This is a genomic window from Rathayibacter sp. AY1D1, from assembly GCF_002932635.1.
Lineage (GTDB): Bacteria > Actinomycetota > Actinomycetes > Actinomycetales > Microbacteriaceae > Rathayibacter.
In genome coordinates this window covers 57,192-70,661 of sequence record NZ_PSVY01000008.1, presented here as the reverse complement: position 1 = coordinate 70,661, position 13,470 = coordinate 57,192, and the positions used below count along the sequence as shown (strand labels likewise).

Here is a 13,470-nt window from a genome sequence, read left to right as displayed (position 1 = left end):
GAGCGCCTCATCCGGCCGGACTCACGGCCCGATCGATCCGCCAGGAGAGAGAAGGAACACAAGCGGGAGACGGCTCTGCGCCTCACCTGTCGATCAATCATCTCTCTTGCGGCAGAACAGGGCGACCTCGGAGTGAGGCGGATAGTCGTTCCGCCGCCGTTTCGGAGCCTCTCTCATCTGTCTCGAGATCGTCGAACCCCGTTGCGTGGAATTACTTGGTGTGCAGTAGTCTCAGGCCTGCCGCGGGAAGGACAGCCCTCTCGCGAAATCAATCGTCGCGGAAAAACTCTCGGGACGCTGCGACATGAGCAGTGGATCTTCCGAGGGAACGTCTGCCGTCTACGGCTCAGGTCGTTCGTTGAAGATCCGCAGGCCATTCGTCCAACCAGAGAGGCATATTATGTCGAACACGTCCCCTTCTGATTCGCCCGTTCCGGCTCGCAATGCGGTTCCCGGCCGCCGGACCGTCCTGCAGGCGGCCGCATGGACCACTCCCGTCGTCGTCGCGGCGATCGGTGCGCCGCTCGCCGCCGCATCGGCCCCGGTGACCGTGCGCACGGTCGCTTTCGTCGACCAGGAGGGTGGCGATGCCACTACTTCCTACACGACGAGCAGCTGCAACCCGTTCAACGCCTACCTCCAGGTGAGCGATTCCGGAGTTCCGGCCGCCGCAGGCATCGCGGTGACGGTGACTCTGCCGACCGCGCTGCGCTGGTACGACGGCACGGCCACACCTCGCACGCTGTTCACGGGTGCCGGCGGAAGCCTCCTCCTGGAGGGCTTCAACGGTCTGCGTTTCGCCACCGCCGGAGTCAGCCAGACGGGCACCATCACGGCCACGACAGCAGGCGTGGTGAATCCGGCCCAGCCGACCGTTCCCGTGGCCGATGCGACCACCGCAGCGATCGTGAACGGCACCAGCGGCACCCGCACCTCGACCTTCCGCGGACGTCGCAACAATGTCGAGTCCGAGATGCCGGAAGCTGTCACCACTGTGGTCGATTTCGCAGTCGCGTGGACCGGCGTCGGTGACACGGCTGCGTCTGCGACCTACCTGAGCTACGTCGTCTCCCAGGACGGCGACGTCTACTCGCACACCGCCCCCTCCGGCGGCTTCTACGAGTGGGACACGACGACCCCCATCCGCATCGGCATGACCAGCATCGCGGCGGATGACGGTCTGATCATCGCCGGCGGCGACCGCGGAGCCCGCCTGTTCTCGGCCAGCGGCAGCACGGTGTACGACTGGGACGGCGTCGCGCTCGCGGCCGCGCCCGGAGGCCGCACTGTCCTCGACATCGCCGTGTCGTTCAGCGACGACAGCCTGTGGCGGGTGTCGCTCGTCGCGACCGACGGGACGGCATGGGAGGCGACGAAGACCATCGAGGCCGGAGCGTCTTGGTCGCCGTGGACGCAGGTCCTCGCCACAGTCACCGGGCTGCGTCAGGTCGCCGCCGACACCCAGGTCTTCGGCGCGACGCGTCGCATCTTCGCGACGACGGCCGCTGTGTTCGACCAGGACGGCACCCAGCTCACCGCACTTCCGGCCGGACGCACGGCGAAGGACCTCGGAGTCGAGATCGGCGGCAACTGGATCAACGTGATCGGTGACAACAACCAGTACTACCGCACCCCGTTGAGCAACCCCGGGACGTGGGACAGCAACAGCACCGGCAGCCCCGTCGTCACGATCACGAACGTCACCAGCGTGGCGTCGGCCTCGACGCCGAACATCGGCATCCGCGCGTTCTACGTGGCAGGCGCGGCACTCTGCGGCTGAGCTGATCACCAGGGGGCGCCCTGACGACGGCGCGCCCCCCGAGCAGGACTAGCGGGTCCGGTGACGTCCTCCCCTCGATCACCGAGGGAGGACGTCACCGGACCCGCTCGTGCGAGCGGATGCCTCGCTCACAGGACGACCGGCTCGGGCGGACGGGGACAGGGCCTCGATCCCCGGTCGCGCTCACCGGCCCGAACCCGACACGACCCGAGCGATCCGCGACGTCCTGAACGGAGAGCGGAAGCGCCCCGGGAAGCCGCGACACGGCTCGTCATCGGCTCCGAGCAGCTCCCCGTCGAGGCAGGATCGTCCGCCGGCGAGGCGCTCGCCCCCGGAGCGCCCGACCACGGGCGCCTGGCCGCGGCCGCGGCCGGAGCCGATGACCGCAGACGCATGCGCCGATCTCGGCTCCACGCCCAGGAGCACTCCGGCGCAGCACCTGTCCGTCTCGATGAGCACGAGTGTGCCGTCGTCGTTTCCGGCAGCGGAAGCGTCCTGCTCGTCCCTGCCGGCGACGACGTGCCCGCCGTCGGTGCCCGACGATCGTCCGCCGGTCTCCCCTCGCGAGCTCTCGCGGCGCCTCTCCCGAGTCTTCTCCTGCCGTTGCGCGTCACGCCCCATCGACAGCGGCGGGACGCCGCGACACCGCATCAGCACCGGACGCACGAGCGCCGACCGCGCGAGCCGAGAGACCTGAACCGCCCGACGGATCCGACCCGCCGAACCACCTCGACTCCCCGTGCTCGGGACATCTCCGCCGCCGACGTCCGAGCGGTCGTCGACGGCGCACAACGGAGGTCCGAGCGCGTCCTCATCGTCGGGGAATAGTCGGAATAGCCGAGAGCATCCCCTAGGAGGGGCCTTTGCGCGGAGCTTCGCTCAGGACGGAGGAGCACGACGCCCGACCACTACGCTGAGGGCAGGTCGCTTATGCGAGAGAACAGCGGTCAGTCGCAGACAGGGCTCACACGGTGAAACTGCAAACACCCACTTCCACGAAGAGCTCTTCCTCCGAGAAGGGCCGGAGCTCCTGGTCCCGAGCAGTGGCCAGAAAACTCGTCATCACCGATGTCCTCGTCATCGTGTTCTCGGTCTTCAGCAGTCAGTTCTTCTGGTTCGGAGTGGAGAGCCGAGAATTGTTCGTGGCCGGCCATCAGCCGGAGATCGCGGGCCTGCTCGCGAACTACTGGATCGTCTCCTCGATGATCGTGGTGCTGTGGGCCGCCCTGTTGAAGTTCTACGCCACACGCGAAGACCGTGTCCTCGGCGGAGAGGTGACGGAGTACAAGCGCATCCTCGATGCGACGCTCCTGCTGTTCGCCGTGATCACGTGCGTCGCCTACCTCGGCCAGATCGGCTTCGCCCGCGGGTACATCATCACCGCGCTCCCGCTCGGCCTCGTCCTGCTCTGGCTCGGACGCGGAGCCTGGAGGGTGTGGCTGCGGCAGCAGCGGAGCGCGGGCCGGTACTCCTCCTCCGTCGTCCTCGTCGGCTCGCCACGGAGCGTCGAGCACATCTACCGCGAGCTCGTCCGCGCCCCCGGGGCCGGGTATCTCGTTGTCGGCGTGTGCATCCCCGAGGATCTGGCCAGCGATCGGGTGAGCGGGTGGGGGGTGCCTGTCTTCGAGAACATCACGGTGGATGCGGTGCCGGGCATCCTGAACCGGACCGGCGCCGATACCGTCATCATCACGAGCAGCGACCACCTGCCACCCGAGCAGATCCGACAGTTGAGCTGGAGTCTCGAGCCGAGGCGCCAGCACCTGGTCATGGCGCCGAGCCTCACCGACATCAGCGGACCGAGGATCCACATGCGCCCGGTGGCGGGCCTTCCTCTCGTGCACATCGAGACACCTCGATTCGAGGGCAGCAAGCAGGCGCGCAAGCGTGCCCTCGACATCGTCGGATCGCTGAGCCTCATCGCCGTGCTGATGCCTCTCATCGCCTCGGTCGCACTGGCCGTCAAGCTGACGAGCTCGGGGCCCCTGTTCTATCGCCAGACGCGGATCGGCATCAACGGCAAGCCCTTCGGCATGATCAAGTTCCGCTCGATGGTGGTGAACGCTCATGATCAGCTCGCCGAGCTGCTCGCCGCTCAGGGAACGTCCGGAACACCACTGTTCAAGATCACCGACGACCCTCGCATCACACCGATCGGACGCTTCATGCGCAAGTACTCGATCGACGAGGTCCCTCAGCTCTTCAACGTGCTGAGAGGCGACATGTCGCTCGTCGGGCCGCGGCCGCAGGTGGCGGGAGAAGTCGAGCTCTACGACGAAGCCGCGCGCCGGCGCCTCAACGTCAAGCCGGGCATGACCGGGCTCTGGCAGGTCAGCGGGCGGTCGACGCTCTCCTGGGAGGACGCCATCCGACTGGATCTCTACTACGTGGAGAACTGGTCGTTCACCGGGGACCTCGCGCTGCTCGCGAGAACCGTGCAGGCCGTCGTCGCCCCCGGAGGCGGCGCCCACTGACGCATCGGGCCACCGCGCGAGCGGCCGGTCCTCACATCTCGGTGACGACCGCGTCGTCGATGCCGACCGTTCCCGCGGCGGGGTCGTTCAGGCCGACGGTCACGCGGAAATGCGACGCCCAGGACGGCGCCTGGCGATCCACGCCGGTCGCGGGTCTTACCCGGAACGGGAGTGCCGCGGCCATCGCCGCCATCGACTGCGTCGTCGAGGAGACGGGCTCCGAGCGGACGGTGACAGGGATGCCGCGGGCGTCACGACCGGAGACGGTGACGAAGGACTCCGAGACGATCATCGACCCGTTCGCAGCGGCCTGTCCGATGACGAGGTCGGCGGCGTAGACCTGCCCGGGTCTGCTGAGCACATCGAACGAGAGACTCGTCTGTCCGGTGCCTGTCTTCCGGACCAGGAGCCGCCCTGACGCGACGGCGAGCGTGGCCGACGGGCTCGCACTCCGAGAGGTGGCGTCCGGAGTGTCCAGGTACGCGTCCGCGACCGTGCCCAGATCGAAGGCTCCATCGACGAGCCGGTTCGCGGCGCGGTGGACGAGAACCGAGGTCGGCACGACGGAGGGCTCGTCCAGGATCGAGACGTCCGCCAACCGGACGAGGCCGGTCCCTCCGACGAGGTAGCCCGATGCCGGAGCGACGTTGCGGAAGGAGGTGCTCGTCACGACGATCCCGCCTCCCCAGCTCCTGTGAGCCGTCTCGAAGACTGTGGCCGCCGCCAGCGGGGCGGCGGCGGAGACCGTGCCGCCGTTGATGCTGATCCTGGCCGTCGTCGTCGCAGCGGTGGAGAACGCGCTGACCGTGCTCGCCGGGGTCAGGCGGACGGTCGCAGCGTGCAGCGTGACGGCACCCCCTGAAGCCTCGACCGCGCGATCGCATCCGCTGATGGCCAGCGACGTCGTGTGCAGTTCGCCACTGGTCGACGCGGAGGACAGTCCCGTCGTGCACGAGCGCACAGAACCGCCGACCATCGCGAGATTCGACCCTGGGGCAGTGCCGGCGACCAGGACGCCCGTGCCGCACTCCTCCACGGCCACGTGGAAGAGGCGCAGATGCTCGGCGCCGGGACCGAACCGGACACCCGTCTCGAATCCGATGATCTCCACTCCGTACAGTCCTGCGCCTCGGACGCCTGTCGCCGAGGACAGCTCGAGGCCGACGGATCCAGGAGCCGCTCGGCCGGGACCCGTGAGGCGCAGTCCGCGCAGGCTCACGCGCGTGTGCGGCGCATCGTCGGAGGCCTCGGAGGCGGTGAGGACGAGCGCAGATCCCGACACCGCCGTCGCATCGACATCGCCTCCGGCGAACTCCATCGACACACGCGAGAGGTCGATCGTCAAGGGTGCTGTCAGCACGACGGGCTCGGAGACGACGAGGAAGGACTCGGTCGTGAGGGCGTGAGCCGCGTCGAGAGCGGCCCGGAGCCGCTGCTCAGCAGTCGCTCCCGGGAACTCGGTCGAGTCCCGGAAGCCGTCCAGCCGTGCGTCCGGGAAGGCGTTGGCCGCTGTCGCCGGGGGGGCCGTCGCCACCGCCGTCACGGCGCCCGCGCCCGCTGCCGCCGTCAGGCTCAGTAGCGCCCGTCGTCCTCGATCCCGCGATGATGCTCCCATTCCCGAACAGTACGGAGGAAAGGCCGCCGTCACGACCGCCGTTCACACCCCCCGCACGGCGCACACTGCTGCACGATGTCTCACCTTCAGCGCGAGGGCAGCCTGTGGACCACGTCTGCTGTGCTCAGCTCCAGGAGGAAACTGAGCACGTCCTCCTCGAGGACCTCTCGGGGGACGCCGAACTCGTCGGCGAGCCCCGCGAGGATCTCGACGGTCGTGGACGGATGCTCGAGCCTTCTCCAGATCGCGTGCGCCGTGCCCTTCAGCACGAGGGGCACGGGAAACGGCGACAACAGGTTCAGCAGCACCGCCTGCGCGTCGTCCTCGACGAAGGCCAGCTGATCGGATCGCGCCCACACGGCGTGATCCAGAGCTCCCGGATCGACGGTGGTCACGAGTGGGTCGCATTCTCTCGGCGACGGCGTCGACGATCGGCGGCGAGCGAGCGCACGAGCCCGAGGAACGCCCGCAGATCTGACAACGACGGCCGATCGAAGCGGACCATCCCCGTCTCCGCAGCCCTCCGGCGCGCCCGGCGTGTGAGACCGATCACGGTCGTCAGCGCGGACACGATCAGCACGATGCGCCGCTTCCCTGTGGCCTCGACGAAGGCGAGCGCCCAGTGATAGCTGGACCGCCCCGTTCCGGCCACCCGCAGATCCCACAACCGGCGCTCGTGCACGGCCAGGTCGTCCGGCACGTCCAGCCCGAGGGCGTGGAGCACCGGGCGGAGGGGGTAGGCGCTGCGGGTGCTCTCGACGAGCAGGAGCAGCGCCTCCCGGTCCGATTCGCTCGCGCCCCTGAGGAACCCGATGACCGACTCGAGCTCGGACGTGCTCCGGGCAAGGAGGGGATCCTTCAGCGCGTGGAGCGCGACGACGACCGCGCCCGCGACCGGGGAGGGCACAGCGACCCTCCTGTGCGCGATCGTCACGGTCCGGTGCGACGTCCACAGCACGTCGAGGACTTCCTCCGGCTCTGCGAAGAATCCGGGGTAGCGGTCGTGCACGTCGATGTCGCAGGTCCACTGCGGATGGAACAGGGTCACGGAGTGCACCGGGTACGCGCGCGGGGCCGGGCGGTCGGGCCGGGGGATCCATCCGCGCTCGGCCAGCAGGTCGACGAGGCGCTGGACGTCCGCCGGGTGGACGAGCACGTCGACATCGCTGGACACGCGTCTCGTGCGGATGCCCTGTGCATGGGCGGTGGGCCCCTTGATGAACAGGGCGCGGAGCCCGTGCGTGGAGGAGAGGTGCGCGGTGAGGGCGTGTGCGAGGTGTACCGCATCATCGAGGGAGAGCTCGGTCGTCGCGGGTGCGGAGCTCACCGTCGATCCGACAACTGCCGGTGCCGACCGGTGGACGGCGCCGGACGCACCGCCATGGATCGCGACACCGCCGCTGCCCGTCGCTCCGAGTCGAGGCCGGACCGGGCGATCGAGGTCGTCGCCGGCAGCGGCTCGGAGGCGAGCGATGCGGCGTACGCCAGCGCGATCCACACGGTCAAGGCGGTCCACGCGGGGGCGGAGGCCAGAGCGACGGCGAGGAAGACCCCCAGACCCAGTGCCGTCCCGTTGCGCCGATATCCCCGCACGATCAGCATCACGAGGAGGACGGCGAAGAGGGCCAGGGCGATCACTCCGGTCTCGGCAGCGAGCTGGGCGTAGACGTTGTTCGCGAGACCGCGAGAGGCGCCGTTCGAGGTGAGCCCCGCCACCGCCTGGGAGTAGTCGGTCCTCCACACGCCGAACCGGCCGGGTCCGACTCCGAACAGCGGATTGTCCGCGGCCATGGTGAAGCCCGTGCTCGACGACTGGGATCGGACGTTCAGCGAGCGGGTGCCGACGTCGACGGCGCCTGTGCCCAGTCCGAGCTTCGAGAGCTGCGCGAGGACGAAGCGCTGCAGGGCGGGAACGAGCAGGACGATCACCGCGCCCAGCGCGCCGACGCTGAAGATCTGCACTCCCACTCCCCGCTGGGGGCGGAGCGTCGCCGTGAGGACCGCCGCAGAGACGGTCGCGATCAGTGCCGACGTCGACTGCGAGTAGACGAGGCAGGCGACGGCGGCGGCGATTCCGATGCGGTCGCGACGGCGCAGGCAGGCGAACAGCGCGATCCCGGCGAAGAAACCGAGGTAGTTCCCCTCGAGGAACGGGCCGTTCCTCGGCAGGCTGACGCCGAAGGTCGCCCCCATCTGAATCGTCGAGTTGAGGAGAGCGGGCAGCGGGACCCCGGCGAGGTGGAGGGCCAGCTGGATCGCGCAGAAGACGAAAGCGAGGCGGACGGCGATCGAGAGAGCCCGCTCCATGTCCTGGAATCCCAGTCGGTGGCCGACGTACCACCAGACCGCGAGGGCCAGCAGAGCGTATCCGCAGTAGAGGATCATGTCGTTGGTGAAGCCCAGGTCATAGCCGTAGGCGGCTGGAACCTCGGGTTGCTTGAACAGGAATGCCCAGATCGTCGCCAGAACGACCAGCGCACCGAGCCCCAGCACGATCTCCCGTCCCACCGGCGTGTACCGGTCCTTCTGGACGGTGATCACGGAGAAGCCGATGGCCAGGATGACGGCGATCTCGGTGATCTTCAGCGGAGAGCCGACCTGAATGGTGAGCGCCTGCTGGAACGGCATGAAGACGATGGCGAGGAACAGAAGCCGCTGGACGACATCCAGACGCGCCGCGCCCTCTCGCGTCGTCGCGGTCGCAGCGCCCCCTCGAGCCATCTCGCGCCTCATCTCCGACGTGATCGATCATCGATCGTCTCCTGCAGCAGCTCCGTTCAGCTCTGTAGGACTACAGACTAACCACGGTCCCGGTCCCCCGGAGGTGGTCCCCTTTCGACCTCATACCGTCGGCCGGGAGCACATAGGATCGCTCACGGAGTCATGCCGACGGACCGCGTGGTCGGTGAGGGATCCTGTCCGATGGTCATCGACAGGGACCGGAGCCTTCCACGGCTCGGCCAAGCCGGAAGGGCGCGAACGGTTGACAAGCGGATCCACACTCGCTGAGGACTGGCGCGAAGGCGAGCGCACGATCGTGCACGTGACGGAGAGCTTCGGCGCAGGTACCGCGTCGGCGATCAGCGACTACGTAGCGGCCACGCCCGCCTTCCAGCACAGGCTCGTGTATTCACCGCGGGAGGACTCTCCGGTACCGGAGAGCGCCTTCGCGTCGTTCGCAGGCGTGACGGCGCTGCCGACAGGGCACGTCGCCCGAGTCCGCGCTCTGCGAACGGTTCTGGCCGGAATGCCGGGCGCTGTCGTGCACGCGCACTCCAGCTTCGGCGGAGCGTACGCGCGCCTCGCGGTCCGGGCGGGCCGGCGACGTCCGATCGTCTACACGCCGCACTGCTACGGCTTCGAGCGCCGAGACCTCCCGCTGCCCGCCCGGGCGGCGTTCCGGGTCTTCGAGGGCGTCCTCGCCTTCAACACCACCGTGTTCGCCGCCTGCTCAGCTCGCGAGGCCCGTCTGAGCCGGTGGCCGTTCAGCCGGGCGGAGGTCGTGCACGTCCCCAACTCGGTGCCCGCCTCGCTCCCGCCCGCCACTCGCCCCGGCGGGCCGAGGCCTCTCCGCCTCGTCGGCGCCGGTCGGCTCTCGACGCACAAGGATCCCCGATTCTTCGCCGAGGCCGTGGAGGCCGTGCGCGCCGCCGGCCATTCCGTCGACGCGACGTGGATCGGCGGAGGCGAGGGGCGTCACCGCACCGCCCTCGACCAGGCCGGCGTCCACGTCACCGGCTGGCTCAGCCGCGACGAGGCGCTCCGCCGACTGGGCGATGCCGACGTGTACCTGCACAGCGCGCAGTGGGAGGGGATGCCGATGGCCGTTCTGGAGGCGCACGGCATGGGGCTGGCCCTCGTCGTGCGGGACATCCCCGCCTTCGATCGCCTCGGCCTGCCCCTGGTCGCGCACTCCCCCCACGATGTGGCGTCGTACTGGGGCGATCTGGAGGACCCGGCGGCCCGTTCCCGTCTCGTCGCCGCCGCCGAGCACGCCCTCGCCCTGAACACCGTGCAGCACCAGTCGCAGATGCTCGAGCGGCTCTACCTCGGCCTGCTGCCGACCGCCCCTCGGAGGAGGAAGCCATGACGACAGTGCTCGTCTCCGCCCGTGTCCTCGACAGACAGGTCGGCGGCAACACCCGCTACGCCCGCACCGTCTACAGCGGGCTCGCCGGACACGGCGTGCAGCACGTGCTGTCCCGACCTCCGATCGAGGGGGGCCGAGCCCGCAGCGCCGTCTACGGCGCCTATGAGGGACTCGTACTGCCGAGGCTCCGCCCCTCCGGGATCGACGTCCTCCACTTCCCCGCGGACACGGGGCCGCTGGTTCCGAGCCGCCTCCCGATCGTCGGCACGATCCACGGGCTGGCGACACTCCACGTGGACGATGTGCGCAGCCGGAGCTCCGACCGGTTGTGGCGCCTGCGCGTCGCGCGTCTCGCAGCACTCTCGACCACGATCATCACGGTCTCCGATTCCTCCGCCCGGGACATCGCGACTGTCGCACCCGACGCCGCCGGGAAGATCGTCACCATCCCGCACGGGATCGACCACGACACGTTCAACACCCGCTCCACCGACCAGGACTCCGTCGCGCTCGACGAGCTGGGGATCGACGGCCCGTACTTCCTCTACGCGGGCAACCTCGACCCCCGCAAGAACATCATCGAGCTGTGCCGAGCCGCCTCGAAGGTCTTCGACGAGACGGGGGTGCCGCTCCTGGTGTCCGGCGCTCCGGCGTGGGAGAGCGACGCGATCCTCGAGGCGGTCCGCGGAACCCGCGGCGTGCGCTACCTCGGCCGCGTACCGGATGAGGCGCTCGTCCCGCTGCTCCGGGGAGCGCTCGCCTTCTGCTTCCCCTCCACCTACGAGGGCTTCGGCTTCCCGGTCGTCGAGGCCATGGCGTGCGGCGTTCCCGTCATCTGCAGCGATCGCGGGTCGCTCGCCGAGGTGGCGGGCGGCGCGGCGCTGACGCTCACCGACATCGGCGCGACGGCGATCGCCGATCACATGCGCGAGATCGTCGCCGATCCGTCCCTCCGCAACGACCTGCGGAGCCGGGGTCTGATCAACGCTCGACGATTCCACTGGTCGGACTCCATCGCAGCGCATGCTCGCGTCTTCGAGGAGGCCGCGCGGTGAGGGTCACGATCGTCCACGCCTACAGCACCACCAACTCCGGCGACGGCCTGCTCGTCGAGGAGGCGCGGGAGCTGGTCCTCTCGGCCCTGCCGACGGCGGAGATCACGCTCGTCGCCCTCGATCCCGCGAGCTTCGACGAGGAGCTCTACGAGAGTGTCCTGCACCCCCTCACCGGCCGTGCCGGCAGCATCGGCAGCCTCGAGACGCTGCGACGCGGTGGGGTCGCGCTGCTCTCCGGCCGCCGGAGCGCCGGCTACGCCCGGGCGATCGCCGGGTCCGACCTCGTCGTCGGCGTGGGGGGCGGCTACCTCCGCACCAAGAATCCCGTCGAAGTCGTCAAGATGATGTGCACCAACTTCGTCCAGATGCCCCGGCGCAGCGACCGCGTTCCGTTCGTCTACCTTCCGCAGAGCATCGGGCCGCTCAATCTCGGGACCCGCCGTGTGATCGCGGCGCGACTGGCCCGCGCCGTCGGGGTCTTCGCCCGGGACGACCGCTCCGTCGAGGAGCTGTCCGGCCTCGCGAACGTGCACCGCGCTCCCGACATGGCCCTTCTGGGCCTCCCCGACGAGTTCGATCCGAGGACCGTCGTGCGGGCCGGAGCTCCCGGGCCCGTCGGGATCGTCGCCCGCGCGCTGTCCTCGAGCCGGTCGCGACGTGCCGCCTACGAGTCGCGGATCGACGCCCTCGCGCGCGATCCGGAGTCGGAGCTGCTCGCTCAAGCCACCGCTCGCGGCAACAACGATCCGCAGTTCTACGAGCGGCTCGGCCACGAAGGGCCATTCCGCCTGCTCCGCGACGCGGTCGGCAGCGGGGTCGCGGATCGGCCGGCGGTCGTGGTCTCGGTCCGGCTGCACGGCAGCATCCAGACCATCCGCAGCGGCGTTCCGAGTGTCCATCTGAGCTACGAGCGGAAGGGCTGGGGTGCCTACGACGACCTCGGGATCGACCGGTTCGTGCACAACGCCTTCGACGCCGATCTCTCGCTCATCCGCGACCAGATCGCTGAACTGCGGGAGGACCCGTCCGACTACTGGAGGCGCGTCGGAGACTCCGTGTCGGCGCTGCGGATGCAGCGAGGACGACTCGTCGACCTCCTCGTCGACGCCTCCGGACCGGTCGGGCGCCCGTGAAGATCGTCTTCGCGAGCCACACCGCCGAGGTCGGGGTCTTCCGAGTGGGGAGCCACCACCTGGCTCGCGAGCTCTCGCGCCTCGGGAACACGGTGACGCACGTCTCGACGCCGTCCTCGCTCCTGCACGCGGGGCGCCTGCGGGACGCCACCGTGCGGGCCCGCTTCGGTCTTGCGCTGCGAGGTCCACGCACGGACGCGGCGGGCGTCGTGCACGCCGAACCGCTCACCGTCGCCCCACTGGGATCGCTCCCGGCGCGGATGCGGACGCCGTCTCTGCGGGTGCCGCTGCGGCCCTGGCGGGCGCCCAGTGGGGCGATGCGTCCTGATGTCCTCATCGTCGACCAGCCCCTGATGGGCGTGCCGCTCCTCGAGCTCCTGCAGCCGAAGCGTGTCGTCTACCGGCCCACGGACGCTCATTTCGAACCGGGGATGCGGGCGGCGGAGATCGAGCTCCTCGAGCGGGCGGACGCTCTCGTCGCCACGTCGGAGCCGGTGCTGCGCGCGGTCTCCGAGGGAGTGGCCGCGCCGGAGCGCACGCTGGTCCTCGAGAACGGAGTCGAGTACGAGCGGTTCCACGGTCTCGGTGCCGAGCGTGCGGGAGTCGTCTACCTCGGGGCGCTCGACCGCCGCTTCGACTGGGGAGGAGTCCGGATGCTCGCCTCGGCGTTCCCTGACGTCCCCTTCCGACTCGCCGGTCCGCTCCCGAAGAACGTGGAGACGCTGCCCGCGAACGTGGAGCTGCTCGGCGCCGTGCCCTACTCCCGGGCGCCCGCGCTGCTGAAGAGCGCCCGCGTCGGGCTGCTCCCGCTCTCGGACGACCCGGGCAACGCGGGTCGCAGCCCGATGAAGTACTTCGAGTACCTCGCCGCCGGCCTCAGGATCGTCTCGTCCGCCTCCCCTGCACTGCGAGCCCGCTCCGCCCCCGGCGTCTGGCTCTACGACGACCCTGCGGGCGCAGAGAACGGGCTGCGGTCCGCGCTGGAGGCTGCGGCGTCGGGACCCAACCGGGAGGGCTCGGTCTACGCGGAGCAGTACGGCTGGCACCGTCGCGCCGCCGACCTCGCACAGCTGCTCGACGCGGTGCTGGCGGCACCGCGCCGAGTGCGGCGCTGACGGCCCGTCCTCAGCGCCGCCAGCGGTCGATCGGGAAGGCGTCCAGCAGGGGCGCCGGATCCCACGCAGCCAGCGGGCGTCTAGGAGTGCAGCCGGATCCGCGTCGCGTGAGCCGCGGCGGAGTCGAGATCATCGAAGAGGGTGTACTCCGACCCGGTCCGTCCTGTCCCCTCGAAGTAGTCCTGGTACGTGAACGGCGGCTCGGCGC

At 69.8% G+C, this 13,470-nt stretch carries 10 protein-coding genes; 6 read left to right on the top strand and 4 right to left on the bottom strand.

All coding sequences use genetic code 11. The features are described from left to right. The first annotated feature begins 400 nt into the window (after nt 1-400). Both C5C56_RS07950 and C5C56_RS07940 read left to right on the top strand, forming a co-directional pair. The gene (locus tag C5C56_RS07950; RefSeq protein WP_146078822.1) at nt 401-1,780 is read left to right on the top strand and encodes a hypothetical protein; all 1,380 of its coding nucleotides are present in this window, start codon (nt 401-403) and stop codon (nt 1,778-1,780) included. Nucleotides 1,781-2,823: 1,043 nt separating this feature from the next. Continuing rightward, nucleotides 2,824-4,254 (top strand): sugar transferase, encoded by a 1,431-nt coding sequence (locus C5C56_RS07940; protein WP_258059309.1) that lies wholly within the window; start codon nt 2,824-2,826, stop codon nt 4,252-4,254. Between the two features lie 31 nt (nt 4,255-4,285). Here the strand turns inward: C5C56_RS07940 and C5C56_RS07935 are convergent, their stop codons facing one another. The 4 genes from C5C56_RS07935 to C5C56_RS07920 all read right to left on the bottom strand — a co-directional run bounded on the left by C5C56_RS07935 (nt 4,286) and on the right by C5C56_RS07920 (nt 8,590). Further along, entirely contained in the window at nt 4,286-5,788 is a 1,503-nt protein-coding gene (locus C5C56_RS07935; RefSeq protein ID WP_146078929.1) for a hypothetical protein, read from the bottom strand. Nucleotides 5,789-5,955: 167 nt separating this feature from the next. Further along, complete coding sequence (locus C5C56_RS17800) at nt 5,956-6,264, bottom strand: PqqD family protein (RefSeq protein WP_181027179.1); 309 nt, start codon at nt 6,262-6,264, stop codon at nt 5,956-5,958. Next, on the bottom strand, nt 6,261-7,196 hold the full coding sequence (locus C5C56_RS17795) for a nucleotidyltransferase family protein (protein ID WP_181027180.1): 936 nt from the start codon (nt 7,194-7,196) through the stop codon (nt 6,261-6,263). Before C5C56_RS17795 ends, C5C56_RS17800 begins: the two co-directional genes overlap by 4 nt. After that, nucleotides 7,193-8,590, bottom strand: coding sequence for an O-antigen ligase (locus tag C5C56_RS07920; protein WP_181065640.1), 1,398 nt, complete (start codon nt 8,588-8,590; stop codon nt 7,193-7,195). Before C5C56_RS07920 ends, C5C56_RS17795 begins: the two co-directional genes overlap by 4 nt. Here C5C56_RS07920 and C5C56_RS07915 point away from each other — a divergent pair. Genes C5C56_RS07915 through C5C56_RS07900 form a run of 4 tightly spaced genes read left to right on the top strand, consistent with a single transcriptional unit; the run spans nt 8,472 to nt 13,262 of the window. Further along, nucleotides 8,472-9,959, top strand: a complete 1,488-nt coding sequence (locus tag C5C56_RS07915; protein ID WP_104319374.1) for a glycosyltransferase family 4 protein — start codon at nt 8,472-8,474, stop codon at nt 9,957-9,959. The genes C5C56_RS07920 and C5C56_RS07915 overlap by 119 nt on opposite strands. Further along, nucleotides 9,956-11,014, top strand: coding sequence for a glycosyltransferase family 1 protein (locus C5C56_RS07910; protein WP_104225715.1), 1,059 nt, complete (start codon nt 9,956-9,958; stop codon nt 11,012-11,014). Before C5C56_RS07915 ends, C5C56_RS07910 begins: the two co-directional genes overlap by 4 nt. Next, nucleotides 11,011-12,147 (top strand): polysaccharide pyruvyl transferase family protein, encoded by a 1,137-nt coding sequence (locus C5C56_RS07905; RefSeq protein WP_181027183.1) that lies wholly within the window; start codon nt 11,011-11,013, stop codon nt 12,145-12,147. Before C5C56_RS07910 ends, C5C56_RS07905 begins: the two co-directional genes overlap by 4 nt. Further along, a complete protein-coding gene (locus tag C5C56_RS07900; protein ID WP_104262618.1) occupies nt 12,144-13,262 on the top strand; it encodes a glycosyltransferase in 1,119 nt (372 codons plus the stop codon). The genes C5C56_RS07905 and C5C56_RS07900 overlap by 4 nt, the downstream gene beginning before the upstream one ends. Nucleotides 13,263-13,470: the final 208 nt, after the last annotated feature.

Coding starts and splice junctions, on each gene's coding strand:
- C5C56_RS07920 (WP_181065640.1), bottom strand. CDS start 8,590: ATGGCTCGAGGGGGCGCTGCGACCGCGACGACGCGAGAGGGCGCGGCG.
- C5C56_RS07910 (WP_104225715.1), top strand. CDS start 9,956: ATGACGACAGTGCTCGTCTCCGCCCGTGTCCTCGACAGACAGGTCGGC.
- C5C56_RS07915 (WP_104319374.1), top strand. CDS start 8,472: ATGGTGAGCGCCTGCTGGAACGGCATGAAGACGATGGCGAGGAACAGA.
- C5C56_RS07950 (WP_146078822.1), top strand. CDS start 401: ATGTCGAACACGTCCCCTTCTGATTCGCCCGTTCCGGCTCGCAATGCG.